This window comes from Actinomadura verrucosospora (assembly GCF_039540335.1).
GTDB lineage: Bacteria > Actinomycetota > Actinomycetes > Streptosporangiales > Streptosporangiaceae > Spirillospora > Spirillospora verrucosospora.
This window is the reverse complement of record NZ_BAABEV010000056.1, coordinates 1-23,327: the sequence shown is the minus strand read 5'-3', so window position 1 is coordinate 23,327 and position 23,327 is coordinate 1. Positions and strand designations below refer to the sequence as shown.

Genomic DNA, 23,327 nt, shown 5'->3' with positions numbered 1-23,327 from the left:
CGAGGCGACCGCTAACGAGGGCCCGCGCCTGGCCCTTGTCGGCGCCGCCGTCCCGGCCGGACGCGGGAGTTCCCGCCGGTCGGGCGACAGAAATGGGTGGCCCGATCGTAGAAGGGCGGGGACGGGCCTCCAAGTGGTGTCCCGGTGACCGGAACCTCACCGTCGCCGACGCCCTGTCCCGGGCCTCCGGCGGTCCGTTGGCAGAAGTCGCCGACCCCAGGCGTCCGGTTGCGGGGAATGGTGCCGAATCTCCCGACCGGAATCGGGTGGTTCGCTTCCCTGCCTGCACTGGTCCGGCCGGGCCGCCGCGGCGCCGTTCCGGCTGTTTCCGGCGGGCTCTTGCCCGCGATCGGGCACGGGGTTAGCGTTCGCTCAATCCGATAGGAAAGTTTCCTATCCGATGGAGTGTTCATGCCCCGCCCCCGCGCCCCGCCACCGCGTTCGTCGACTGCTCCCCCCGCGGCAGGCCCTGCCGCGACGACGTCCCATGACCACCCCCATCACGCGAGGACCCCCGCATGGAAACCACCCCCCGCACGAAGAAGACCCCCCGCACGAAGCGCTCGCGCAGAATCGCCGCCGTCACGGCGGGCGTCGGAATCGCCCCCCTCGTCGCCGTGGTGATCCCGGCGACCTCGGCCTGGGCCCACGGGTACGTGTCGGCGCCGATGAGCCGGCAGGCCCAGTGCGCGCAGCGCATCGTCCAGTGCGGCTCCATCCAGTGGGAGCCGCAGAGCGTCGAGGGCCCGAAGGGCCTGCGCAGCTGCAGCGGAGGCAACGCGCGGTTCGCCGAGCTCGACGACGACGGCAAGGGCTGGAGGGCCACGACGGTCGGCCAGACGGTGACCTTCACCTGGACGTTCACCGCCCGGCACCGCACGTCGAACTACGAGTACTACGTCGGCGGCAGGCGCGTCGCCGTGGTCGACGGCAACAACCAGCAGCCCCCGTCCACCGTCTCGCACTCGGTCAACCTCGGCGGCGTCACCGGGCGGCAGAAGGTGCTGGCGATCTGGAACATCGCCGACACGGCGAACGCCTTCTACGCCTGCGTCGACGTGAACGTCCAGTGACGCCGGCACGCAAGGCGCGGCGCGTCCCCCTGCCGGCGGGCGCCCGGCTGACCGGTGCGCTCCTGCTCGCGGCGGGGACGCTGTCGGCCGTCCTGCCGGCGGCGCCCGCCTCCGCCGCGGCCTGCGCGGCGGCGTGGAGCTCCTCCGCCGTCTACACCGGCGGCGCCGCGGTGTCCTACAACGGGCACAACTGGTCGGCGAAGTGGTGGACGCAGAACGAGACCCCGGGCCGCGCCGACGTGTGGGCCGACAAGGGAGCCTGCGGGTCGTCCGACCCCGGCGATCCGCCCGGCCAGGGCGGGTTCGTGGTGAGCGAGTCGCAGTTCAACCAGATGTTCCCGAGCCGCAACTCGTTCTACGGCTACAGCGGTCTGACCGCGGCCATGGCCGCGTTCCCCGCGTTCGCCGCCACCGGAAGCGACACGGTGAAGAAGCAGGAGGCCGCCGCCTTCCTGGCCAACGTCAACCACGAGACCGGCGGGCTGGTCTACATCGTCGAGCAGAACACTGGGAACTACCCGCACTACTGCGACGCGAGCCGGCCTTACGGGTGCCCGGCGGGGCAGGCGGCCTACTACGGGCGCGGTCCCATCCAGCTGAGCTGGAACTTCAACTACAAGGCGGCGGGCGACGCCCTCGGCATCGACCTGCTGAACAACCCGTGGCTCGTGGAGCGGGACGCGTCGGTCTCGTGGCGGACCGGGCTCTGGTACTGGATGACCCAGAACGGCCCGGGCACCATGACCGGCCACAGCGCCATGGTCAACGGCCGCGGGTTCGGCGAGACGATCCGCAGCATCAACGGCGCCCTGGAATGCGACGGCCGGAATCCGGCCCAGGTGCAGAGCCGGGTGAACGCCTACCAGCGCTTCACCCAGATCCTCGGCGTCCCCGCGGGGAGCAACCTGACCTGCTGAAACGACCCCGCACGCAGGACACGGCCCGCCGGTGAGCCCCAGCCCGCCGTCGGCCGGGGCCCTGACGGCGGCCCGCACCCGGAACCCCGGGTGCGGGCCGTCCGCCGTGCCCGGATCCGCGAAGGCTGGTGGGCCGTGCGGTGAAAGAGTTGTTGACGGCCGTGGCGGGCCCGGTCACTCGTAGGGGTCGCCGGGCCTGCCGATCCGCTGGAGGGACCGCCCGCGCAGCGTCTGGACGACGGTTGCCCGCCGCCCGGTCGCGGGCGGCACCCACACCCCGTCGACCCGCACCCACGTGTCGGCGGGCGGTCGCGGCAGGCCCCGCACGATGACGGGGAACGGGATGGCGTCGCCCGCGCAGCACGCGACCTTCAGCCGGGTGAGGCGCCAGCCGCGCTCGCCCTTCGCCGGCGGGGTCACGAAGCCCGTCAGCCGCACCGGGACCCCCTCGAACGAGGCGGGGTCGCCGGTCTGCGCCAGGTAGGCGCGTCCGATGAACTCGCCCATGCTCATCGGGGCGGGCGCCCCTGTCCTCGGCAGCGGGGCGAAGCCCTCGGCGGGGGACGGCGGGGGCGGTGCGGCGCCACCGGCGCCGCGCGCGGCGGTGAACGAGCCGAGCGCGGGCGGCGCGATCACGAAGATCGCCAGCACCGGCGCGCAGAGCAGCCACGCCACGCCCGGACCGTGCGCATGACCGCCGCCGTGCTCGCCGTGGTGTTCGCCGCCGTGTTCGCCGCCGTGCCCGTCGTCGCCGGTGTCCCGCCATTCCCGGCGCAGGCCGGCGGCGCCCAGCACGACCAGCGCGATGGCCGCGGCCACCAGCGGATAGCGGAATCCGGGCCGCACGTAGTTGACGTACTCGCCGCTGCCCAGCGTGATCCACAGCATCGCGCCGCCGAGCAGGACCAGCAGCAGGTTCTGGGCGGGCCTGCTCATGACACCAGCCCTCCCACCAGCGCGCTGACGCCCACCGCCAGGCAGAACGTCAGCGGGACGAACCGGACCGCGAAGCTCCGGCCGAAGAACCCCGCCTGGAGGGCGATCAGCTTCAGGTCCACCATCGGGCCGACCACCAGGAACGTCAGCCGCGCGGTGGTGGAGAACTGCGACAGGCTGGCCGCCACGAACGCGTCGGCCTCCGAGCAGATGGACATCAGGACGGCCAGCACCGCCAGGAGCAGGACCGACACCACGGCATCGCCCGCCGCCGACGAGACCCAGGACGAGGGCACCGCGGCGTTGATGGTCGCGGCCGCCGCGGCGCCCACGACCAGGAACCCTCCGGCGTGCATGATGTCGTGCCGCATGGCCTGCCGGAACGCGTCGAGGCGTCCGGCCGCCCCGTGCGCGTGGGGACGGGACGGCACCTTGAGCCATTCGCGCCTGCCCAGCAGCAGCCACGCCCATCCGGCCAGCACGGCGACCAGCAGGGAGGCGGCGAACCGTCCCGCCACCATCTCCGGCCGTCCCGGGAAGGCGACCGCGGTGGCGACCAGCACGACCGGGTTGATGGCCGGGGCGGCGAGCAGGAACGTGAGCGCGGCGGCGGGTGCCACCCCGCGCGCCATCAGCCCGCCCGCGACCGGCACCGACGCGCACTCGCACCCCGGCAGGACCGCCCCCATCGCGCCCGCGACCGGCACCGCCGCGCCCGGCCGGCGCGGCAGCACCCGCCGCCACACCGAGGCCGGGACGAACGCGGTGATCGCGGCCGACAGCGCGACGCCGAACACCAGGAACGGCAGCGCCTGCACGCACACCGCCACGAAGATCGTCGCCCATGCGTCCAGGGCCCGCGCGCCGATGTGCGGCGCCGCCCACGCCCGGCCGAGCACGAGCGCCGCCGCCAGCGCGCCGAACGCCCAGGCCGCACGGGCGCCGGGCGCCGCGCCCCGCCCGCGCCCCCATTCCGCCGGAGGAAGCACCTCCTCCTCGGCCAACCGCGGGCCGGTGCGTTCGATCATGCGGTCCATCGTCCCAGAGCCCGCCCCCGCGGGGCTCGGGATCCAGGCTGCGCCGCATAGTCCCGGCCCACTTCACCGGCCAGGTCACGCGTTCGCGCGCGCGGCCGAGGCCACTTCGAGACAGCCCTGGACCGCGCCCGGCCGCGCCGGCGGCCTGCGGCCGCCGGTCACCGCGCGGGCGCTAGCGCATCGCGTGGGACGCGCGGCCTCCGACTCTCTCGTCCATCTCGCCGCGCTGCATCGGGATCTCCGTGCTCTCCTCGCGCATCTCCTCCAGGCGCATGGCGACGCCGATGGCGAAGAAGGTCGGGGCCCATTCGCCGACGAAGATGCCCCAGCGGTCGGCGCGGTCCATGCCCCTCTCCTCCAGCTGGTTGGAGAGCGCCCACGACGCGAACGCCAGGGCGATCGAGCCGAGTCCGGCCGTGTACATGTGGTGCGACTTCAGGCCCCGCTTGTGCAGTGTCTTGATCATTTTCCCCCCTTGGTCGGTCGGGCCGTACCCGGGCGTTCACCGGCACAAGCGCGCATTGACCGGTTTTTGCCCACTCCGGACGCGGGGGTATCCGTCGCCGCGGACCGGTGGCCGAACCGTAGGAGGCGGGGGGAGTACCCGCCCGCCCGCTGGGTACCGCGAGGTGCGTCGACGACCGACCTCCCCTCACCTGACGTGCAGGGCCGCCCCTCCGGCGGCCGGAAGGACCCGTATGGAGAAGACGGCCGGACCATTCCTGGCGATCTATCTGAACGACCATCTCGCGGGCGCGGCGGCCGGAGTGGGACGCTCTCGCGCGCTCGCCCAGGCGCACCGGGGCAGGCCCGAGGAGGAGCGGCTGCGGCGGCTGGCGGACGAGATCGCCGCCGACCGGGGAGCGCTGCTGTCCATCATGGCGTCGCTCGGCGTCCCCGTCCGCCACTACAAGAGCATCGCGGTGTCCGTGGCCGAGATGGCGGGACGGCTCAAGTTCAACGGCCGCCTCAGGGAGCGTTCCCCGCTGACCGACCTGGTGGAGTACGAGTTCCTGCGGCTGGCCGTCGAGGGCAAGGCCGCCGGATGGCGCACGCTGGTCATCCTCGCCGACCGGACGCCGGAGCTGGACGCGGCCGAGCTGGAGAAACTCCACGACCGCGCCCAGGCGCAGATCGATCTCCTCGAAGACCTCCGCAAGAGCGCCGTCAAGGACGTCTTCATCGCCGACTGACCCGCCCGGTCGCCTGCGCCCCCGCGAAGGCGCGGGCGTGCTCGGCCGACCCTTCGCGACCTGTGACGGCATGAATCCGGCCTTCCCCCAGCATCACGCTGGGGGAAGGCCGGGCGCGTCAGACGCGCTGCCAGAGCGCCGGGACGTTCTCCGGCGTCCAGCCGGGCTGCGCCTGGTGCGACTGGATGCACCTGTAGCTGGAGCCGTTGTAGGTCACGACGTCGCCGACCTGGTAGACGGTCCCCGCCGCCCAGCTGCCGCTCGGCGGGTCGTCGGGTGGGTTGGACGTGCCGGTGTAGAGCGTCAGACCGTAGGCCTGGAGCCCCTCGTTGACCGGTTGGAAGAATGTCGTCCCGCCGCTGCGGCAGTCGCCGGAGCCGCCGGAGGTCGTCCCCTGCGCCTGGGTGCCCGAGATGAACGAGCCGCCCGAGTCGCCGGGCTCGGCGCACACGTTCGTCTGGGTGACCCCGGAGACGGTGCCCTGCGGGTAGGTGACGCTGGTGTTGAGCTGCTGGACGGTCCCGCAGTGCCAGCCGGTGGTGGAGCCGGAGCGGCACACCGGGGAGCCCGTCTGCGCCACCGTCGAACCGGAGACGGCCGGGTCCTGGACGGAGCCGTAGCCGTTCACGCGCGCGACCGGCGACCAGTTGCCGTTGGCCGCGACCCAGGCGTAGTCGTTGCCGGGGAACGAGGAGCCCTGGAAACTGCCCTGCTGGACCTGGTTGTACCCGCTGGTGGACGTGCCCGGCTGCCCGCAGTGGCCCGCGGTGATGAAGCCGGGCGTCCCGCCGCGGGTGACCGAGAAGCCGATCGAGCAGCGTCCCGAGCCGTTCATGGAGTAGGCGTCGCCGCCGCGCAGGTCGTAGTAGGTGCGCGGCTTGATCTTCGAGCGCCTGACGGCGACCTCGGCGAGGTCGACCCCGGCGGCCTTCGCGAAGGCGCGGGCCTCGGCGGGCGCGGAGCTCAGCACCACGACGCGGTTGGCCTGGACGTCCACGTACCAGACGGGAGAGTGGGACGGGGCCCTGCGCGCGGCGGCACGGTCGAGCCTCGCCTTCGCGGCGGTGAGGTCGGCCAGGCTGCGGCCGACGACGGTGGCCCGCGCGCCCTGGGCGGTGATCTCGGCCGTCCGGGCGGGGTCGGTGGTCGCGACGTGCAGCGTCTCGGCGGTCCTGCCGCTGACCCAGCTGCCGGCGAAGGCGCCGCCGAGCCTGAGCCGTAGCTTCCCGGCGGTGACGCCGGAGCCGAACTGGTTGACCAGCGCCTGCTTCGCCTGCGCCGCGGTGAGGCCGAGGTCGCGCTGCATCGCCTTCAGCATGGCCTGCGGCACGTTCGCCGCCGTCGCCGCGGAGTAGGGGGCCGGACGGGCGGGCCCGGCGGAGTCCGGCTGGGCGACCGCGACGCCCTGCGCGCCGGCCAGACCCAGCGCGCCGGCCGCGAGCACGGCGACGCGCATGCCGCGTCTGTGAGACATGGTCTCTCCTCGGGGGTGGGGGTGCGGCAAACGTAGATGTCCTCGCGCGCAACGAGAAAGGCTCTCCGCCCCCACGTTCTGGCGAGTTATCGCCGGTGTCGGAATGCGCCACCGATCCGTTCGCCGCGCACGGCCTGGAAGTCACGCTCCATCGGCCATAATCCGGGTCATGTTCCCCGTGACCGCAAAAGATGAGAATCCATTCGCGGCTCTCGGTGTCACCGCCTCTCAGCAGACCCTTTACGTCGTCCTGCTGTACAACCCCGGCAGCACGCTGAGCGAGTTGGCGGGGATGTCGGAGGCGCCGCCGGCTCGCCTGGCGGCGCTCCTCCTGGAAATGGAGGCGCTCGGCATGATCAGCGCGGAGGGCGCCGCGGGGGCGGACGCCGCGGCGGACCGTGCGTACTCCGCCCATCCTCCGGACGCCGTGGTCGAGACGCTCATCCGCAGGCGGGAGGCGGAGTTCATCCGCGCGCGGATCGAGGCCAAGCGGATCAGCGGCGACCTGCTGGCCGCCGAGCAGCGGTCGAACCCGGAGAGGCTGGTGGAGGTCGTCGACGGGCTGGACGCGGTGATCCAGCGCTACGAGCAGGTGCAGCGCGCCGCGGTCAGGCAGGTGAAGGCCATCGACAAGCCGCCCTACGCGGTCGACCCGGTCAGCCCGAACGAGATCGAGCGCGAGCGCCTCGCGGAAGGCGTGGAGTACCGCGCCATTTACACGCCCGAGGCCCTCGCCATCCCCGCGCGGATGGATCTGGCCCGCCGGGATTCCGGCTTCGGCGAGCGATCCCGCATCCTGGAGAATCCGCCCGCCAAACTCGTCATCGTGGACGACGAAATGGCGCTGATGCCGCTGCGGGGCGACGATCCCAGCATCACCGCCCTCATCCGCCCGTCGACCCTGCTCGACATTCTCATCGACGTTTTCGACACCTGCTGGGAACAGGCGACGCCGCTGCGTTTCGACGGCGAGCCGGGCTCGGCCGGCGTCCGGCCCCGGTTGTCCGAGGCGGACCGGCATCTGCTCACCCTCCTCGCCGCCGGGCTCAAGGACGAGGCGGTGGCCCGCCACACCGGAATGGGCGCGCGCACGGTCAGCCGGCACGTCGCCCGTCTCCTGCGGACCCTCAACGCCCGCACCAGGTTCCAGGCGGGCGTCCACGCCGCCCGCCGCGGTCTGGTCTGACGGCCGCAGGGCTCACCCCTCGGCCCGCGATCCGAACACCCGCGCCCGGCGTCACCTGCCCGGTCTCGGGCGTGCGCGCCGGGGGTCGACGTTGGCGGTCAGGGTTCCGAGCACGCCGGGCAGGTCCGCCACGGTCTGCTCGGGCAGGCCGGCCACGGTCTCCTCCGCCAGGGCGCACCACAGCTCCCTGACCCGTTCCGCCAGGGCCGCGCCCGAGTCGGTGAGCTCCACGATGCTGGCGCGCTTGTCGGAGGGCGCGGGCCTGCGCCGGACGTGCCCGGACGCCTCCAGCTTGCGGGTCATGAGCGTGACGCTGGGCGGCTCGCAGCCGAGCGCCTCGCTGAGCTGGGCCTGGATCCGCGGGCCGGTCCGCGCGAGTTCGAGCAGCAGCGCCTCCTGCCCGGGATGGAGGCCGAGCGGGGTCAGCAGCGCCGCGGCCCGGGCCCGGTGGCGCAGGCTCAGCAGGCGGATGGCCTGGTTGATCGCGTCGGCTCGGTCGAAGTCCACGGCCCCTCCTTGACGGATTAGTTATGCGCATAACATTATGCGCATAACTAATTCTATCGCGAGGCCGAGGAGCCGACATGTCCGTGAAGGTCGCCGTCATCCACTACAGCTCGACGGGCGCCGTGCACGCGCTCGCCGAGGCCGTCGCCGAGGGCGCCGCCACCGCCGGCGCCGAGGTCAGGCTGCGGCGGGTCGCCGAGCTGGCGACCGACGCCGCGATCGACGAGAACCCGCGGTGGCGGCGGCACCTGGACGCGGTCGCCGCGGTCCCGGAGGCCGCCGTCGAGGACCTCGCGTGGGCCGACGCGTACGCGTTCGGCACGCCGACCCGCTTCGGCGCGCCCGCCGCGCAGCTCAAGCAGTTCCTCGACCAGAGCGTCGGACTGTGGCGGGAGGGCGCGCTGGCCGACAAGCCGGTGACGGCGTTCACCGCGGCCTTCAACCGCCACGGCGGCGCCGAGGCCACGATCATCTCGCTGGCCAACGTCTTCTACCACTGGGGCGCGCTGATCGTCCCGCCCGGCTACACCGACCCGGCCGTCTACGCGGCCGGAGGCAACCCCTACGGCACCTCGGCGGTGACCGGCCCGTCCGGCGACGGGCCCGACGCCGCCTCCCTCGACGCGGCCCGCTACCAGGGCCGCCGCCTCGCCCGGACCGCGATCCAACTGCGGGCGGGCGCCCGCGCCGCCGAAGAGGACGCCCGAGTCCTGACGTGAACGGCCGCCGAGCCGTGTCAGAGGCGATCTCACCCCGGCACCGCCGGGACGGTGCGGGCATCGGGCGGCTTCGCCCACCGGGCCCCGCCGCATTCCACTCGATCGAGGAGGCGCTTGTGTCGTCCGAGTTGTCGGCGAAGGTTGCGGACCGCGGGTCCGGGAGGGCGGGGAGCGGGCCCGGCCGGGTGGTGCTGGCGCTGGTGTGCGCGTGCCAGTTCATGGTGATCCTGGACGCGTCCATCGTCAACGTCGCCCTGCCCTCCGTCGACCGGGACCTCGGCTTCACCGCCGCGGGACTGGCCTGGGTGGTGAACGGCTACCTGCTCACGTTCGCCGGGTTCATGCTGCTGGGCGGACGCGCCGCCGACCTGTTCGGCCACCGCCGGACGCTGGCCGCCGGACTGCTGCTGTTCTCCGCCGCCAGCCTGGTCGGCGGCCTGGCGACCGCACCGCAGATCCTGGTGGCGGCCCGCGCCGTCCAGGGCGTGGGAGCCGCCGTGCTGGCCCCGGCGACGCTGGCCGTGATCAACACCGGCTTCACCGGGGACCGCGAGCGGGCGCGGGCGTTCGGCGCGTGGTCCGCCGCGGGCGGCGTGGGCGGGATGGCGGGCGCGGTCGCGGGCGGGGCCCTCACGACCGGCCTGTCCTGGCGGTGGGTCTTCCTGGTCAACGTGCCGATCGGCGCGGTGCTGATCGTGGTGGCCCTGGCGTCGCTGCCCGGCGCGCGGACCGTCCGGCGGGAGCCGCTCGACCTGCCCGGCGCCGTCACCGGGACGGCGGGGCTGGCCGCGCTGATCTACGGGGTGATGCAGAGCACCGGCCACGGCTGGACGTCCGCGCGGGTCGCGGGCCCGGCCGCGGCGGGCCTGCTCCTGCTCGCCGCCTTCCTCGTGGTGGAGGGGCGCTTCGCCGCCCGGCCGCTGATGCCGCCGCGGCTGTTCGGGATCCGGGGGGTGGCCGCGGGCGGCGGCATGCTGCTGCTCTTCGGAGGGATCACCGTCGCGATGTGGTACTTCACGTCGCTGTTCCTGCAGAACGTCCTGGGGTACGGCGCGCTCCGGGCCGGGCTCGGGCAGACGCCCGCGGCCGTGGTGTTCATGGTGGTCGCGCGCTTCGCCGCCGGGCTGCTGCCGCGAGCGGGCGCCCGCCTCCTGGTGCCGGCGGGCTGCGGCTTCCTCCTCGCCGGGTTCGGCTGGCTCTCGCAGGCCGGAGCCGGCAGCGGCTACGTCACCGGGGTGCTCGGGCCCACGCTGCTCGTCGCGGTCGGGATCGGCCTGACGTTCCCCACGCTCATGGCCGCGACGACCGCGGGGGTGCCCGAGGGCGACGCGGGGGTGGTCGGCGGGCTGGCCAACACCGCCGTGCAGGCGGGCGGGGCCGTGGGCCTCGCGGTGCTGGCGGCGGCCGCCGCCGCGCGGACGCGGGCGGCGTCCGGTTCGCCGACGGCGGCCGCCGCCCTCGCCGCCGGTTACGACCGGGTCTTCCTCATGGCGGCCGGGCTGGCCCTGCTCATCGCCGCGGCGGCTCTGCTGCTGCCCCGCGGGCGGACCGCGTCCTGATGATCGATGCATCCGCCCGGCCGCCTCGGTACGAAGGGGTCGTGTGGGCTTTGTGCGCAGAATGCGGCTCGGCTGGGACACGCCGGCGTCGCGACCCCTCGGACTGCTCGGCGCCGGGCTGCTGGCCGCGATGGTGGTCGCCCAGGTCGCGTCCGGGCTGAGGCCCGAGCCGGTCCGGCTGACCAGCGTGGTCGTGGTGCTGCTGGCGGCGAGCGCCGTGGCGTTCCTCGCCGACCGGCGGGGCCCCGGGCGCGCGGCCGGGGCCTTCGCCGCGACGGTGGCCATCGGATTCGCGGCCGAATGGGTCGGCATCCGCACGGGCCTGCCGTTCGGCGAGTACTCCTACACCTCGGTGCTGCGGCCGCAGGCGGGCGGCGTGCCGGTCGTCGTGGCGGCGGCGTGGGGCGGCATGGGGCTGGCCGCGCACGCCGTCGCGACCGCGATCGCGCCGGGGAACCGGGTCGCGCGGTGGGCGGCGGGGGCCGCGGCGCTGACGGCATGGGACCTGTTCCTGGACCCGCAGATGCTGCGGCTCGGCCTGTGGACGTGGGCGGACGGCGGCCCCTACCGGGGGGTGCCGCTCAGCAACTTCGCCGGATGGCTGGCGGTGTCCTTCCTGGTCATGATGGCGATCGACCTGACAGTGGGACGGGAGGACACCCCCGTCCCGGCGCTCGGACCCGGCCCGGCTCGCGGCCAGGGCCCGTCCCGGGGGCTCGTCACGCTCTACTCGGTGATGGCGGGCATGGAGACGCTGGCGTTCGCGGCGGTGTTCGAGCCGCGGGACCCGCTGGTCGCGGCGGCGGGCGGGGTGGCGATGGGGGCGTTCGCCGTCCCGGCGTGGAGGCGCGCATGGCGGAAGTGATCGTGGTCGGCGGCGGGGTCGGCGGCATGACCGCCGCGCTGCGGCTGGCGCGCGGCGGCCACGAGGTCCGGCTGTACGAGCGGCTGGACCGGCTCGGCGGGAAGCTGGCGGAGTACGAGCGGGACGGGTTCGCCTTCTCGCTCGGGCCGTCCCTTCTGACCATGCCGCGCCTGTTCCGGGAACTCGGCGTGGACGTCCCGCTGGTGGAGCTGGACGAGCTGTGCCGCTACCGCTTCGCCGACGGGTCGCGGCTCCGTGCGTTCCGCGACCCCGACCGGATGGAGCGGGAGGTCGACCGCCTGAGCCCCGGGCAGGGCGCGGCCTGGCGGTCCTTCTACCGCTGGGCGGAGAAGTGCTACGCCGCGTCGGAGCGGACCTTCTTCGCCGGGCCCCTGGGCCGTCCTCCCGAGAAGCCCCGGATCCGCGACCTGTTCTCGGTCGCGCCGGGCCGGACGCTGGACGGCCTGGCGCGGCGCTTCTTCGACGACCCGCGGATGCGCCAGTACGCCGGCCGGTACGCCACGTACGCGGGGTCGAGCCCGTACCAGACGCCGGCGGCCCTCGGCTGCGTCCCGGCCATCGAGCACGGGGACGGCGGCTGGTACGTGCCGGGCGGCCTTCCCCGGATCGCCGACGCCCTCGCCCGGCTCCTGACCGATGCCGGCGTCGAGGTCCGCACGGGCACCGAGGTGGCGGAGGTCATCGCCGGCCGTTCGGCGGTCTCGGGCGTGGTGCTGGCGTCGGGGGAGCGGGTGGGCGCCGACGCCGTGATCGTCAACGCCGACGCCGCCGCGCTGTACGGCTGGCTGCTGCCCGACCGGCGGCGGCTGCGCAGGCTCGCCGGGCTCGGCCTGTCGTCGTCGGCGTTCCTGCTGCTCGCGGGGGTGGACGGCCGCACAGAGGACATGCCACACCATTCCGTCGTCTTCTCGGCGGACTACCGGAAGGAGTTCGACGACATCTTCCGCCGGAACGTGCCGCCGGACGACCCGACCGTCTACGTCGGCTGCTCGGCGGTGGACGACCCGACGCAGGCCCCGTACGGGGCGGAGAACTGGGTGATGCTGGTGAACGTCCCGGCGCGCGACCCCGGCCGGTGGCCGATGTCCCGCGAGTCCTACCGGGACCTCGTGCTGGAGCGGCTGGCGAAACGCGGGCACGACCTCTCGGGACGGCTCCGCTTCGTCGACATGTTCACGCCCGCCGACCTGCGCGACCGGTACGGCGCGTGGGGCGGCGCCATCTACGGCACCGCCTACCAGGGACGTTTCGCGCCGTTCCGCAGGCCGGGCAACCGGGGACCGCGGCGCGGCCTCTACCTGGTGGGCGGGTCGGCGCATCCGGGCGGCGGCCTCCCGCTCGTCGCGATGGGCGGGCGGATCGTCGCCTCCCTGGTGAACCAGGACTTCGGCGGCGCCCGCCGCACCGCGTCCCACGAAAGGCCGGAAACGCGATGAGGCCGCTGACCGTCCTCCAGGCGGCCGCCGCCGCGGTCGTCGCGGCGCGGCTCGCCCGGGGGCGCCGCCGTCGCGCGCCGCTGGGGCCGGGGGCGGCCGGACCGCCGCCGGAGCGGGTGTCGGTGGTGATCCCCGCCCGCGACGAGGAGTCCCGCCTCGAAGGGTGCCTGGCCCCGCTGCTCGCCGACCCGGTCGTGGACGAGGTGATCGTCGTGGACGACGAGTCCCGCGACGGCACCGCGCGGCTGGCCAAGAGGCTCGGCGCCACCGTCGTCCCCGGCGCGCCGCTGCCGGACGGGTGGGTCGGCAAGCAGTGGGCCCTGCACCAGGGCGTGCAGGCCGCGACCGGCCCGATCGTCGTCCTCCTGGACGCCGACATGCGTCCCAAGGCGGGCCTCTGCGCGGCACTGGCGGCGCTCTTGGACGGCCACGACCTGGTGAGCGCGGGTCCTCGCTTCATCTGCGACAACGCGGTGGAGCAGGCGCTGCACGCCTCGCTGCTGGCCACGCTCGTCTACCGTTTCGGCCCGATCGGGTCGACCGGACCGGGGGCGTCCGCGGAGCGCCTGCTCGTCAACGGCCAGTGCATGGCCTTCCGCAAGGCGAGCATGCGGGAGGCCGACGGGTTCGCGCGGGTCAGGCGCCATCTCACCGACGACGTCGCGCTCGGGCGGCTGCTCGCCCGCGACGGCTGGCGGGTCGCGTTCGTGGACGCGGGCCCGCTGCTGGAGGCGGACATGCACAGCTCCGCCGCGGACGTGTGGCGCGCGTGGGGAAGGTCGATCGCGCTGCGGGACGTCACCCCCGCGGCCCACATGGCGGGCGACCTGGCCGTGGTCTGGCTGACCGCCGCGCTCCCCGTCCTGCGGCTCGCGGCGGGACGGCCCACGCCCCTCGACCTCGTCCTGCTGGCGCAGCGGCTCCTGCTCGTGACGGCGCTGCGCGGCAGCTACGCGCGGGCGAGCCCCGGCCTGGCGGCCTCCCCGCTCCTGGACGTGGCGACGGCCGTCCGGCTCACCTGGTCGGCGCTGCTGCCGACGCGCACCTGGCGCGGCCGGGACTACGGCCCGGCGTCGGTCAGGCCCGCCGCCCCGCCAGCGCGGCCTGCCCGAACCGCAGCCCGATGAGGCACATCAGCGCCCCGGTCCCGGCGACCTGCCCGACCGGCGCGAAGAACAGCTGCAGCACCGGCAGCGAGAACACCGCGAGGCGGGTGCCCCACGCGAACGAGAAGGCGGCGGTGCCCGCGAAGAGCAGGAGGAGGCCGAGCGCGAACGCCGCCGGGCAGATCACCGCGAACCCTCCCGCGAAGGTGAGGATCGAGCGGCCGCCCCGCCGTCCGGCGAACACCGGCCAGGCGTGGCCGGCCATCGCCGCGCCGACCGCCGCGTACACCGGCAGGACGCTCGCCCCGGCCACCGAGCCGAAGCGGCCCGTGTCGGCCCCGCTCACGAGGAGGCCGACCAGCCCGGCCGCCGTCCCCTTGAGCATGTCGCCGGCGAAGACGGGCACGGAGGCCTTCCGGCCGAGCTGCTCCATGACGTTCCAGAAGCCGGGGTTGCGGTCGCCGACCTCGCGCGGGTCGAGGCCGTGGGCGCGGCCGACGAGCACCGCGACCGGCACCGAACCGAGCAGGTAGCCGCCGACGACCGACACGACCACGGGAATCACCGCCGTGAACACCGGAACCACCTCATGAACACCGGAACCACCTCATGAACACGCAGATCATCGCCTCGTTCCACCTCGCCAGGTACGCGGGAACGGACGCCATGCGGCACATGGCGTTCGACCGTCCGGTGCTGCGCGGCACCGGCGGGCTGCGGTTCTGGCGGCTGCTCGGGACGGGGAAGGGCCCGTCCATGAGCCTCGGCGCCGACCTGCGCCGCTGGGCCCTGTTCGCGGTGTGGGACGGCGAACCGGCGCTGGAGCGCTTCCTCGCGCGTTCGCCGATCGGGGCGCGGTGGCGGGAGGAGGCCGAGGAGGCCTGGCACGTGCGGCTCGCGCCGCTGGCGTCCCGGGGCCGGTGGGGAGGGGCCGACCCGCTCGCCGGAGCGGCGGTCCACCCTGCGCCGCACGGCCCGGTGGCCGTGCTGACCAGGGCTTCCATCCGTCCTGGACGGCTCGTGGCGTTCTACCGTTCCGTGCCGGACGTGGACCGCCTGCTGCGCGGCCAGGACGGCTGCCTCGCCTCGGTCGGGATCGGGGAGTGGCCGCTCGCCCGGCAGGCGACGTTCTCGCTGTGGCGGGACGAGGCCGCCGTCCACCGCTACGCCTACCAGGGGAGCGCCCACCGGGCCGTCATCGGGCGCGTCCGCCGCGAGGACTGGTACAGCGAGGAGATGTTCGCCCGCTTCGTTCCTTACGGCAGCGAGGGCGCGTGGGACGGTCGCGACCCGCTGCGCCCCGCCGACCCCGAAGCCGACGGTCACGGCCCCGGCCCCGTGGCCCACTGACCCTCCGCGGCCAGGTCGCGGGCCACCACGCAGGCGCGGGTGACGGCCGCCGCGCTCGACGAGCCGTGCGCGACGACGACCGTCCCGGTCAGGCCCAGGAGCGCGGCGCCTCCGTGGGTGTCGGCCGCGTACAGCCGTGCGACCGCCTCCAGCGGCCCGGCGTCGACGGTCCCGGCGCGGGCGACGAGGCCCAGCGTCGTGCGGACGCAGCCCTCGATGTTCTTCAGCACGACGTTCCCGGTGAACCCGTCGGTGACGACCACGTCGACGGTTCCGGCCAGCACGTCGTGGCCCTCGACGTTGCCGTGGAAGCGCACCGGCGTCTCCGGCAGCAGCCGCGCCGCGTCCCGGACGAGCCGGTTGCCCTTGCCGGGCTCCGCACCGATCGACAGCAGCCCCACCGACGGATCGGCCACGCCCAGGACGCTCCGCGCGTACTCCGCGCCGAGCGTCGCGAACTGCGCCACCATCTCCGCCGACGGGTCGGCGGTGCCGCCCGCGTCGACCAGGACGGTGAACCCCGACAGGGCGGGCAGGGCCACGGCCAGCGCCGGGCGCAGCACGCCCTCGCGCCGCCCGAAGGCGCGGACCGCGCAGGTCACCACCGCGCCGGTGGACCCGGCCGACACGAACGCCGCCCCCTCGCGCCGCGCCAGCTCGCAGCCCACCATCAGGCTGGACTTCGACTGGAACGCGGCGTTCGAGCCCCGCTCGGCCATGGGGATCACGTCGTCGGCGTGCCGCACCTCCAGCTCGCCGACGCCGCCGTGCCGCCGCAGCTCCTCGTCGATCTCGTCGGCCCGTCCGACCAGCAGGACGGGGACCGCGTGCTCGCGACGCGCCGCCAGCGCGCCCGGCACCGTCGCGGCGGGCCCATGATCGCCGCCCATCGCGTCCAGCACGACCCGCGCCGCGCCGCCCGCCCCCGCCGCGCCGCCCGCCCCCGCCGCGCCGCCCGCTCGCGCAGCGCCGCCTCGTATGTCAGACCATCCCGGCGGGGACGCGCCGCTCGGCCCGGCCCGCGGCCGACGCCGCCAGCAGGTGCCGCGCGTAGATCACGGCGCGGCGGCGGCGGGGCACCCGGGCCCGCGCGGCCAGCACGTCGTGGCCGGAAGCGGCGATCTCGTCCAGGATCCCGCCGTAGAGCTCGTGCGCCGCGCGGATGCAGGGCCGCGAGGACGGCACCAGCAGCTTCACCCCCTCCAGCGCGCGGCCGTAGTGCTCCCGCGCCCGGCCGGCCTCGAACTCCACCAGCTCGCGGACGCCGGGCGTGCACTCCCCGGAGGCGAGGTCCTCCTCGGTCACGCCGAACCTCTTCAGGTCGTTCGTCGGGAGGTAGACGCGGCCGCGGCCGAGGTCCTCGGCCACGTCCCGCAGGAAGTTGGTCAGCTGGAACGCCCGGCCGAGCTCCCGGGCGGGCTCGCGCGCGGTCCGCGCGGCGCCGGGCAGGGTCTCCAGGACGGGCAGCATCATCAGGCCGATCGCCGCGGCCGACCCCTCCATGTAGTCCAGCAGGTCGTCGTAGGTCGCGTACCGGGTGACGGTCAGGTCGGCGCGCATCGACTCCAGGAACGCGTCGATGTCCTCGCGCTCGACGTCGAACGACCGGACGGTGTGCACGAACGCGGGCAGCACCGGGTCGCGGACGTGCTCGCCTGCCAGCGCCGCGTCGAGCCGCTCCCTGACCCGGTCGAGTGCCGCGGCGCGTCCCTCCGCGCCGGCGGCCTTGTACTCGTCGACGATGTCGTCCACGTGGCGGGCGAACCCGTACAGGGCGTGCACGTGCCGGCGTTTCCACGCGGGCAGCAGCAGCGTCGCGAGGTAGAAGGAGCGCCCGTGCCGGGAGTTCAGGCGGCGGCAGTGCTCGTAGCTCGCGGTCAGCGTCATCGGGCGCCCTCCAGGATCCGGGCGGCGGCCAGCCTCCCGGAGATCAGCGCCGGCGGGACCCCCACGCCCGGCGCGGTGTACATCCCGGCGAAGTGCAGCCCCGGGACGCGGCGGCTCCGGCCCGACGGGCGGAACCACGCCGTCTGCCGGAAGCGGTGGTCGAGGGCGAAGGGCGTGCCCGCCGAGTGGCCGAGCCGCTCCCACGCCGGCGGGTCGAACGTCTCCCTGGGCGCCGCCGACAGGTCGCCGTACCCGAGGTCGGCGAGGCGGCCCAGCAGGCGGTCTTGCAGGGAGGGGGCGAGGCGGCCCCAGTCGGCCCCGCCCGCCAGGTTGGGCGCCGGCTCCAGGACGCTCAACGTCGAGTGCCCGGCGGGTGCGGCGGTGTCGTCGGACTCGGGATACGTCACGAGGAGGCTCGGGTCGGGCTGGGGACGTCCGGCCGCCAGGGCGGAGAAGACGCCGCCCCATTCGCGGCCGAAGTGCAGGGTGTGGTGGGACTGCCGGGGCAGCCGCCGATCCAGCCCGAAGTGCATGACCAGGCAGGACGGCGAGTACCGCGGCCTGCGCAGCCGCCAGTCGCCGGCCCCTTCCGGGAGCAGGCCGGCGTGCGCCCTCGGCAGGTCGCAGGCGACGACGACGCCGCTCGCGGGGATGCGCTCACCGGTGTCCAGCCGGACCGCCGTCACCCCGTCCGCGCCGGTCTCGACGCGTTCGGCGCGGACGCCGTACCGGATCGAGGCGCCGGCCTTCTCCGCGACGGCCGCCAGCGCCTGCGGCACGGCGTGCATGCCGCCCCGGGCCGGGAAGTAGACGCCGCCGACGGTGTCCATGTGCGCGACGACCGCGTAGATCGCCAGCGCCTTGTGCGGCGGCAGCCCCACGTAGAGCGCCTGGAAGGTGTGGGCCCTGACGAGCCGCTCGTCCTTCAGATGACCGGCCACGAAGCGGTCCAGGCGCCGGAACCCGCCCGCGGCCGCCAGCCTGAGCAGCGCGTAGGGGCGCGCCATGCCGCGCAGCCGGGTCATGTCCGCGTCGATGAACGACGACCACTCCGCCTCGAACATCTCCCCGAGCCGCCGCCGGAACCGCAGGTACCGCGCCGCCTCGTCGGGGCCGCACAGCTCCCGGACGCCCGCGGCCATCCGCTCGGCGCCGCCCACCACGTCCAGCCGGGACCCGTCGTGGAACGCCAGCCGGTAGAACGGGTCCAGGCGCCGCAGCGGCAGCACGCTCTCCAGGTCAGCGCCCGCCGCGCCGAACGTCTCGGCGAGCACCTCCGGCATCGTGAGCACCGAGGGGCCGGTGTCGAACCGGTACTCGCCGGCCGGCCCGGCGTTCACGGTGCCGCAGCAGCCGCCCGGCACGTCACGGGCCTCGACCAGCACGACCTCGCGGCCGCGCGCCGCCAGATGGATCGCGGCGGACAGGCCGCCGAGACCCGCCCCGACCACGACGACGGGGCCCCGCCCGCCCATCAGCCCGCCCTGTGACGGCCGCCGTGCGGGCGCGCCGCACGATGTCGGGTTCGCACTTTTCTCTCCATCATCGTCCCGGGTGAGTTCTGCACGGTTCTTCAGGTCTGCACAGTTCTTCGGGACGCGGGGACCGGTCGGTTGCATCACCCCGCGGGCGGCCCGGCCTCAGCGGGCCCGCACCGCCGCGCGCGGCCTCGGCGCCTCGCCCCGCTCGGCCGCGCGGACGATGCCCGAGCACATCCCCCCGAAGATCCGGTCGTGGAACGGGCGGAACGCCCACCAGTACGCGTGCCCGGCGAGTCCCCGGGGATGGAACAGGGCCCGCTGCGTGAGGGACGTGCGGGAGCCGTCGCGGCGCACGACGAACTCCAGCCAGGCCAGCCCCGGGAGCCGCATCTCGGCCCGCAGCCGCAGCAGCCGCCCCGGCTCGATCTCCTCCACGCGCCAGAAGTCCACGGCCTCCCCGATCCGCAGCCGGCGCGGGTCGCGGCGGCCGCGCCGCAGGCCGACCCCGCCGACCAGCCGGTCGAGGACGCCCCGGGCCTGCCAGGCGACGGGGAAGGAGTACCAGCCGCGATCCCCGCCGATCCCCTCGACCACCTCCCACAGCCGCTCGGGCGGCGCGTCCGTCCAGCGGACCTGCTCGTCGGTGTAGAGGCTGCCGCCCGCCCAGTCAGGGTCGGTCGGCAGGGGGTCGCTGGGCGCGCCGGGCGTGCTCGCCGACGACCAGCGGGTCGCGACGTCCGCCTCCCGGACGCGGCGCAGCGCCAGCTCGACCGAGCGCTCGAACCCGACCGGCCCGCCCGGCGGCGGCGGCACGTACTCGGCGAGGTCGTTCTCCCTGCACACGACCTCGTTGCGCAGCGACTCCACCAGCGGCCGCGCCAGCGCTCCGGGGACGGGCGTGATGCCGCCCACCCACAGGCTCGACAGCCGCGGGCTCAGCACCGGGACCGGCAGGATGATCCGCTGCTTGAGCCCCGCCGCGCGCGCGTAGCCGCGGATCATCTCGACGTAGGTGAGCACGTCCGGCCCGCCGATGTCGAACCCCCGGTTCACGTCCTCGGGCAGGTCGGCGGCCGCCACCAGGTAGTACAGGACGTCCCGGATCGCGATCGGCTGGATGCGGGTGCGGACCCAGCGCGGCGTGACCATCACCGGCAGCCGCTCGGTCAGGTAGCGCAGCATCTCGAACGACGCCGAGCCCGAACCGATGATCACCGCGGCGCGCAGCCACGCGGTCGGCACCCCGCTCTCCAGCAGGATGCGGCCGACCTCGGCGCGGGACCGCAGGTGCGCCGACAGCTCCTCCTCCGGCTCCATCCCGCCGAGGTAGACCAGCCGCCCGACCCCCGCCTCCCGCGCCGCGCCGGAGAACGTGCGGGCCGCGCGCCGGTCGGCCTCGGCGAAGCCGCCGCGGCCGCCGATCGCGTGGATCAGGTAGTAGGCGACGTCCACGCCCTCCAGGGCCCGCCGGGACGACTCGGGATCGGTCGCGTCGGCCTCCACGATCTCCACCCGGTCGGCCCACGGGTGGTCGCGCAGCCGCCGGGCGGAGCGCGCCATGCACCGCACCCGGTGGCCGGCGTCCAGGAGTTCCGGCACGAGGCGGCCTCCGATGTAGCCGCTGGCCCCGGTGACGAGACAGGTTCGCCCATTGCCGGCGTTCATGTGGTCCTCCATGGTCGGTTCTCGCTGGGACGGGTAACGCCACCCGTACGACCGAACGGGGGGACGAAGTGAGCAAGCGGGGGAGAGCCGGCAAGCGGGGGAAAGAGCCGGAGCCGGGGGACGAGGTCGGCTGGCGCAGTCACGGGTCCACGACCGAGGGACGCGTGGAGAAGAAGATCACTGACAGGCGGGAGGAGGCGGGGCGCACGGTGGCCGCCTCGCCGGAGGAGCCGCAGTACGTCGTCCGCAGCGGGAAGAGCGGGAAGAAGGCCGTCCACAAAGGCTCGGCGCTGCACCAACGGAAGGGGGACGAGGGCAAGGGGAGCGGCGGCGAGGGCAACGGCCGCGAAGGGAAGAAGTCCGGATGAGCGACGAGGAGACGGCCGACGAGTTCGGCCGGGTCGCCCACCGCCATCTCGCGCGGCGCCCGTCGGGCGAGGCCGCCGAGACCCGCTGGCGGTACTCGCTCATGACCCGGGGGCACGATCCGCTGAAGTGACCCGGGAGCGAGGGGCGCGGGCACGGGGCTCGCCTACCGGTCGTCGGGGTCGATGATCGGCGGCGGGTAGCCGAGCTCCCGCCGGCGCTCCTCGTCCAGCGTCCAGGGGCGGTGGACGCGCGAGCCCTCGACGCCGGCCAGTTCGGGGACGTATCTGCGCACGTAGTCGCCGCGCGGGTCGAAGCGCGCCGCCTGCCGGAGCGGGTTCATCACCTGGTCGGGCCGGGTGCTGTTCCCCGTCCCGGCGACCCACTGCCAGTTCCCCGCGTTGTCGGCGACGTCACCGTCGACGAGCCACTCGTTGAAGTGGCCGAGGCCCCTGCGCCAGTCGACGCCGAGGTCGCGGGTCAGGAACGAGGCGGTGATGAGCCGGGCGCGGTTGTGCATGAACCCCTCACGGTGGAGCTGGCGCATCCCCGCGTCCACGATCGGGACGCCGGTCGTGCCGCCGCACCAGGCGGCGAAGGCGTCCTCGTCGTCCTTCCACCGCCGGTCCCGCGCCCGGTAGTCGCGCCGCGGGAGGTCGGGGAAGGCGGCGGCGACCTGGTGGTGGAAGTCCCGCCACGCCAGCTGGCGCCGGTAGGCGTCCGGCGCGGCCTCCGCCAGTTCCCGCGGCGAGACGCAGCCGAACTTCACGTAGGGGCTGAGCCGCGACGTGCGGTCGGCGGCGAGATCGTCGCGGACGTCGTCGTACGCGGCGGCGTCGTCGCGCAGCCACGCCCTCATGCGTTCGCGTCCCGCGCCCTCCCCGCCGGGCGCGAGGTCGGGGGACGGGGAGCCGGAGGTCAGGTCGGCGAGCCGGGGCAGCGCGCCCGGCTTCACACCGGACGGCAGCCGGACCTTCGCGGGCGCGTCCGCGGCCGGGCGCCACCGGGCCGCCTCCCAGGCCCGCCAGTACGGGGTGAACACCTTGTAGTGGTCGCCGCTGCCCGGGGTGAGGTCGCCGGGCGTGACCACCGTGATGCCGGGGTGTACCGATATGTCCAGGTCGAGGCCGTCCGCGCGCACGGCCTCGCGGAGGCGGTCGAGGCGCCGGGCCCCGTACGCCGTCCGCTCGTCGGCGAGCATCAGCGAGCGGGCGCCGGTCTCCCGGGCCAGCCGGACCGCCTCCCCGGCCGGGTCGCCGCGCCGCACCACCAGGTCGCCGCCGCGCTCGCTGAGCGACTCCCGCAGGTCGGCAAGGCTTTCGAGGAGGAACCGGACGCGGTTGGGCGCGGCGAACGGACCGTCCAGGATCGCGTCGTCGAAGACGAAGACCGGGACGACCCGTCCGGCCTCGCAGGCCGCGGCCAGTGCGGGATTGTCGCGTACCCGGAGGTCGCGGGTGAACAGCATCAGCGAGGTTTCCATCACCTGAGTCTTCGGAGCCGCGGGCGCGAACGGTTGCGGTAGGCGATGTCGCCGTTCAGCGCGGTGGCGAACCCGCACCATGCCGCGTAGGGGAGCAGCGCGGCGGCGGCGACGCGATCGGTGCGGGCCGAGCGGCGGATCAGCTCGGCGTTGCTGACGTCCAGCAGCAGCGTGCCCGCGACCCCCGCGTTAGGGCTGCGGCGGCCGAAGAACAGGTGGTTCCAGCCGGCGTTCAGCACCAGGTTGACGCCGAGGCTCGCGGCCAGGGCGCGGCGCCGGCGGCCCCGGGCCCTCAGCAGCGCGCGCCCGCCCGCCCAGGCGACCGTCGCGTACAGCGGCGTCCACACGGCCCCGAAGGCCCAGGAAGGCGGCTGCCACGGCGGCTTGTCCAGTGCGCGGTACCAGCGGCTGTCCGGGTCGACCGCCCTGGCCCCGGCCGCGGCGGTCACCGCCACCGCCGCCGCGGTGGCCCCGTAGACGGCCCACCGGCCGCGCGCCCGGACGCGATGCCCCTCGCTCGTCGCAGTCATGGCCGTGACCCTTCCCGCTCCGGCGGTGTCCGCACGTCCGCCTCCGGCGGTGTCCGCACGTCCGCGCCCGTGCGGGCTCTCGCGCAGGTCAGCGCCGAGGCCGGCGCCGCCGCGATGCAACCGGAGGAACCGGCTCCGGCGAAGACCAGTCAGACCGCACGACCGCTGGGACCGCACGACTGGGAAGACCGTACGACCGGTGGCATCGGCCCACCGGGGACGTCGTACGCTGTGCCGTCGGAGTAGCACAGGAGACCGAACGCATGCGTGGGGAGACGGACCGGGAACCGGGACTGGGCGTCGGCGCGGTGGCGCGGCGCCTGGGCTTGGCGGCCGCCACCCTGCGCACGTGGGACCGCAGGTACGGCATCGGTCCGAGCGGGCGCAGCCCCGGCGGCCACCGCCGCTACACCCCCGCGGACGTGGCGCGGCTCGAAGCGATGCAGCGGCTGATCCTCGCGGGCGCCGGGCCGGGCGTGGCCGGCCACGCCGCGCTGCGCGAGCCGCCCGGCGCGCCGCGCCGGCCGCGCGGGCAC

General features: G+C 75.0%; 25 protein-coding genes. 13 read left to right on the top strand and 12 right to left on the bottom strand.

Going from position 1 to position 23,327, the window contains the following annotated elements; translation table 11 throughout:
- Positions 1–518: 518 nt before the first annotated feature.
- Positions 519–1,073, top strand: coding sequence for a lytic polysaccharide monooxygenase auxiliary activity family 9 protein (locus tag ABD944_RS37485; protein WP_345185418.1), 555 nt, complete (start codon positions 519–521; stop codon positions 1,071–1,073).
- Positions 1,070–1,990, top strand: a complete 921-nt coding sequence (locus ABD944_RS37480) for a glycoside hydrolase family 19 protein (RefSeq protein ID WP_345185414.1) — start codon at positions 1,070–1,072, stop codon at positions 1,988–1,990. The genes ABD944_RS37485 and ABD944_RS37480 overlap by 4 nt, the downstream gene beginning before the upstream one ends.
- A 174-nt stretch (positions 1,991–2,164) precedes the next feature.
- On the opposite strand, the gene ABD944_RS37475 is transcribed toward ABD944_RS37480, so the two are convergent.
- From ABD944_RS37475 to ABD944_RS37465, 3 genes are all read right to left on the bottom strand, one after another.
- A complete protein-coding gene (locus tag ABD944_RS37475) occupies positions 2,165–2,926 on the bottom strand; it encodes a TIGR03943 family putative permease subunit (RefSeq protein ID WP_345185411.1) in 762 nt (253 codons plus the stop codon).
- The gene (locus tag ABD944_RS37470) at positions 2,923–3,954 is read right to left on the bottom strand and encodes a permease (RefSeq protein ID WP_378189704.1); all 1,032 of its coding nucleotides are present in this window, start codon (positions 3,952–3,954) and stop codon (positions 2,923–2,925) included. Before ABD944_RS37470 ends, ABD944_RS37475 begins: the two co-directional genes overlap by 4 nt.
- Positions 3,955–4,135: 181 nt before the next feature.
- Entirely contained in the window at positions 4,136–4,429 is a 294-nt protein-coding gene (locus ABD944_RS37465) for a hypothetical protein (RefSeq protein WP_345185404.1), read from the bottom strand.
- A gap of 232 nt (positions 4,430–4,661) precedes the next feature.
- On the opposite strand from ABD944_RS37465, the gene ABD944_RS37460 reads away from it, so the two are divergent.
- Complete coding sequence (locus tag ABD944_RS37460; protein ID WP_345185401.1) at positions 4,662–5,156, top strand: Rossmann-fold NAD(P)-binding domain-containing protein; 495 nt, start codon at positions 4,662–4,664, stop codon at positions 5,154–5,156.
- Between the two features lie 118 nt (positions 5,157–5,274).
- Here the strand turns inward: ABD944_RS37460 and ABD944_RS37455 are convergent, their stop codons facing one another.
- Entirely contained in the window at positions 5,275–6,630 is a 1,356-nt protein-coding gene (locus ABD944_RS37455) for a carbohydrate-binding protein (RefSeq protein WP_345185398.1), read from the bottom strand.
- Positions 6,631–6,808: 178 nt separating this feature from the next.
- On the opposite strand from ABD944_RS37455, the gene ABD944_RS37450 reads away from it, so the two are divergent.
- On the top strand, positions 6,809–7,816 hold the full coding sequence (locus ABD944_RS37450; protein ID WP_345185394.1) for a LuxR C-terminal-related transcriptional regulator: 1,008 nt from the start codon (positions 6,809–6,811) through the stop codon (positions 7,814–7,816).
- A 51-nt stretch (positions 7,817–7,867) separates the two neighbouring features.
- Here the strand turns inward: ABD944_RS37450 and ABD944_RS37445 are convergent, their stop codons facing one another.
- Entirely contained in the window at positions 7,868–8,323 is a 456-nt protein-coding gene (locus tag ABD944_RS37445; protein ID WP_345185391.1) for a MarR family winged helix-turn-helix transcriptional regulator, read from the bottom strand.
- A gap of 77 nt (positions 8,324–8,400) precedes the next feature.
- Here ABD944_RS37445 and wrbA point away from each other — a divergent pair, with 77 nt between their 5' ends.
- The 5 genes from wrbA to ABD944_RS37420 all read left to right on the top strand — a co-directional run bounded on the left by wrbA (position 8,401) and on the right by ABD944_RS37420 (position 14,050).
- Positions 8,401–9,042, top strand: a complete 642-nt coding sequence (wrbA, locus tag ABD944_RS37440) for an NAD(P)H:quinone oxidoreductase (protein WP_345185379.1) — start codon at positions 8,401–8,403, stop codon at positions 9,040–9,042.
- A gap of 116 nt (positions 9,043–9,158) precedes the next feature.
- Positions 9,159–10,601: an MFS transporter gene (locus ABD944_RS37435; RefSeq protein ID WP_345185372.1), complete on the top strand. Its 1,443-nt coding sequence runs from the start codon at positions 9,159–9,161 to the stop codon at positions 10,599–10,601.
- Between the two features lie 61 nt (positions 10,602–10,662).
- Positions 10,663–11,466, top strand: a complete 804-nt coding sequence (locus ABD944_RS37430) for a carotenoid biosynthesis protein (RefSeq protein ID WP_345185525.1) — start codon at positions 10,663–10,665, stop codon at positions 11,464–11,466.
- Positions 11,454–12,923, top strand: coding sequence for a phytoene desaturase family protein (locus ABD944_RS37425; RefSeq protein ID WP_345185367.1), 1,470 nt, complete (start codon positions 11,454–11,456; stop codon positions 12,921–12,923). Before ABD944_RS37430 ends, ABD944_RS37425 begins: the two co-directional genes overlap by 13 nt.
- The gene (locus tag ABD944_RS37420) at positions 12,920–14,050 is read left to right on the top strand and encodes a glycosyltransferase family 2 protein (protein ID WP_345185364.1); all 1,131 of its coding nucleotides are present in this window, start codon (positions 12,920–12,922) and stop codon (positions 14,048–14,050) included. The genes ABD944_RS37425 and ABD944_RS37420 overlap by 4 nt, the downstream gene beginning before the upstream one ends.
- On the opposite strand, the gene ABD944_RS37415 is transcribed toward ABD944_RS37420, so the two are convergent.
- Entirely contained in the window at positions 14,001–14,606 is a 606-nt protein-coding gene (locus ABD944_RS37415) for a glycerol-3-phosphate acyltransferase (RefSeq protein WP_345185360.1), read from the bottom strand. The two genes, ABD944_RS37420 and ABD944_RS37415, sit on opposite strands and share 50 nt — an antisense overlap.
- A gap of 32 nt (positions 14,607–14,638) precedes the next feature.
- Here ABD944_RS37415 and ABD944_RS37410 point away from each other — a divergent pair, with 32 nt between their 5' ends.
- Positions 14,639–15,379, top strand: coding sequence for a spheroidene monooxygenase (locus ABD944_RS37410; protein WP_345185358.1), 741 nt, complete (start codon positions 14,639–14,641; stop codon positions 15,377–15,379).
- Here the strand turns inward: ABD944_RS37410 and ABD944_RS37405 are convergent.
- The 4 genes from ABD944_RS37405 to ABD944_RS37390 form a co-directional block, all read right to left on the bottom strand.
- On the bottom strand, positions 15,352–16,269 hold the full coding sequence (locus tag ABD944_RS37405; protein ID WP_345185355.1) for a phosphate acyltransferase: 918 nt from the start codon (positions 16,267–16,269) through the stop codon (positions 15,352–15,354). The genes ABD944_RS37410 and ABD944_RS37405 overlap by 28 nt on opposite strands.
- A 91-nt stretch (positions 16,270–16,360) precedes the next feature.
- Complete coding sequence (locus ABD944_RS37400) at positions 16,361–17,266, bottom strand: phytoene/squalene synthase family protein (protein WP_345185353.1); 906 nt, start codon at positions 17,264–17,266, stop codon at positions 16,361–16,363.
- Complete coding sequence (locus tag ABD944_RS37395; protein ID WP_345185351.1) at positions 17,263–18,741, bottom strand: phytoene desaturase family protein; 1,479 nt, start codon at positions 18,739–18,741, stop codon at positions 17,263–17,265. Before ABD944_RS37395 ends, ABD944_RS37400 begins: the two co-directional genes overlap by 4 nt.
- 165 nt (positions 18,742–18,906) lie before the next feature.
- Entirely contained in the window at positions 18,907–20,412 is a 1,506-nt protein-coding gene (locus tag ABD944_RS37390) for an SDR family oxidoreductase (RefSeq protein ID WP_345185348.1), read from the bottom strand.
- 68 nt (positions 20,413–20,480) lie between these two features.
- On the opposite strand from ABD944_RS37390, the gene ABD944_RS37385 reads away from it, so the two are divergent.
- Positions 20,481–20,780: a hypervirulence associated TUDOR domain-containing protein gene (locus tag ABD944_RS37385; RefSeq protein ID WP_345185345.1), complete on the top strand. Its 300-nt coding sequence runs from the start codon at positions 20,481–20,483 to the stop codon at positions 20,778–20,780.
- The gene (locus ABD944_RS37380) at positions 20,777–20,911 is read left to right on the top strand and encodes a hypothetical protein (protein WP_345185342.1); all 135 of its coding nucleotides are present in this window, start codon (positions 20,777–20,779) and stop codon (positions 20,909–20,911) included. The genes ABD944_RS37385 and ABD944_RS37380 overlap by 4 nt, the downstream gene beginning before the upstream one ends.
- Positions 20,912–20,944: 33 nt before the next feature.
- Here the strand turns inward: ABD944_RS37380 and ABD944_RS37375 are convergent, their stop codons facing one another.
- Both ABD944_RS37375 and ABD944_RS37370 read right to left on the bottom strand, forming a co-directional pair.
- A complete protein-coding gene (locus ABD944_RS37375) occupies positions 20,945–22,261 on the bottom strand; it encodes a cryptochrome/photolyase family protein (RefSeq protein WP_345185339.1) in 1,317 nt (438 codons plus the stop codon).
- Positions 22,261–22,791 carry a TspO/MBR family protein gene (locus ABD944_RS37370; RefSeq protein ID WP_345185336.1) on the bottom strand — a complete coding sequence of 177 codons (531 nt, stop codon included), beginning with the start codon at positions 22,789–22,791 and terminating at the stop codon, positions 22,261–22,263. The genes ABD944_RS37375 and ABD944_RS37370 overlap by 1 nt, the downstream gene beginning before the upstream one ends.
- A gap of 263 nt (positions 22,792–23,054) precedes the next feature.
- Between ABD944_RS37370 and ABD944_RS37365 the strand changes: the two genes are divergently transcribed.
- Positions 23,055–23,327: MerR family transcriptional regulator (locus ABD944_RS37365; RefSeq protein WP_345185333.1), on the top strand; the 273-nt coding region annotated here is incomplete at its 3' end.

Bases quoted from the DNA above. Each gene is read 5' to 3' on its own strand.
- ABD944_RS37485 (WP_345185418.1), top strand. From the start codon at position 519: ATGGAAACCACCCCCCGCACGAAGAAGACCCCCCGCACGAAGCGCTCG.
- ABD944_RS37475 (WP_345185411.1), bottom strand. From the start codon at position 2,926: ATGAGCAGGCCCGCCCAGAACCTGCTGCTGGTCCTGCTCGGCGGCGCG.
- ABD944_RS37470 (WP_378189704.1), bottom strand. From the start codon at position 3,954: ATGATCGAACGCACCGGCCCGCGGTTGGCCGAGGAGGAGGTGCTTCCT.
- ABD944_RS37465 (WP_345185404.1), bottom strand. From the start codon at position 4,429: ATGATCAAGACACTGCACAAGCGGGGCCTGAAGTCGCACCACATGTAC.
- ABD944_RS37460 (WP_345185401.1), top strand. From the start codon at position 4,662: ATGGAGAAGACGGCCGGACCATTCCTGGCGATCTATCTGAACGACCAT.
- ABD944_RS37455 (WP_345185398.1), bottom strand. From the start codon at position 6,630: ATGTCTCACAGACGCGGCATGCGCGTCGCCGTGCTCGCGGCCGGCGCG.
- wrbA (WP_345185379.1), top strand. From the start codon at position 8,401: ATGTCCGTGAAGGTCGCCGTCATCCACTACAGCTCGACGGGCGCCGTG.
- ABD944_RS37430 (WP_345185525.1), top strand. From the start codon at position 10,663: ATGCGGCTCGGCTGGGACACGCCGGCGTCGCGACCCCTCGGACTGCTC.
- ABD944_RS37425 (WP_345185367.1), top strand. From the start codon at position 11,454: ATGGCGGAAGTGATCGTGGTCGGCGGCGGGGTCGGCGGCATGACCGCC.
- ABD944_RS37420 (WP_345185364.1), top strand. From the start codon at position 12,920: ATGAGGCCGCTGACCGTCCTCCAGGCGGCCGCCGCCGCGGTCGTCGCG.
- ABD944_RS37410 (WP_345185358.1), top strand. From the start codon at position 14,639: ATGAACACGCAGATCATCGCCTCGTTCCACCTCGCCAGGTACGCGGGA.
- ABD944_RS37405 (WP_345185355.1), bottom strand. From the start codon at position 16,269: ATGGGCGGCGATCATGGGCCCGCCGCGACGGTGCCGGGCGCGCTGGCG.
- ABD944_RS37400 (WP_345185353.1), bottom strand. From the start codon at position 17,266: ATGACGCTGACCGCGAGCTACGAGCACTGCCGCCGCCTGAACTCCCGG.
- ABD944_RS37395 (WP_345185351.1), bottom strand. From the start codon at position 18,741: ATGGGCGGGCGGGGCCCCGTCGTCGTGGTCGGGGCGGGTCTCGGCGGC.
- ABD944_RS37390 (WP_345185348.1), bottom strand. From the start codon at position 20,412: ATGAACGCCGGCAATGGGCGAACCTGTCTCGTCACCGGGGCCAGCGGC.
- ABD944_RS37380 (WP_345185342.1), top strand. From the start codon at position 20,777: ATGAGCGACGAGGAGACGGCCGACGAGTTCGGCCGGGTCGCCCACCGC.
- ABD944_RS37375 (WP_345185339.1), bottom strand. From the start codon at position 22,261: ATGGAAACCTCGCTGATGCTGTTCACCCGCGACCTCCGGGTACGCGAC.
- ABD944_RS37370 (WP_345185336.1), bottom strand. From the start codon at position 22,791: ATGACTGCGACGAGCGAGGGGCATCGCGTCCGGGCGCGCGGCCGGTGG.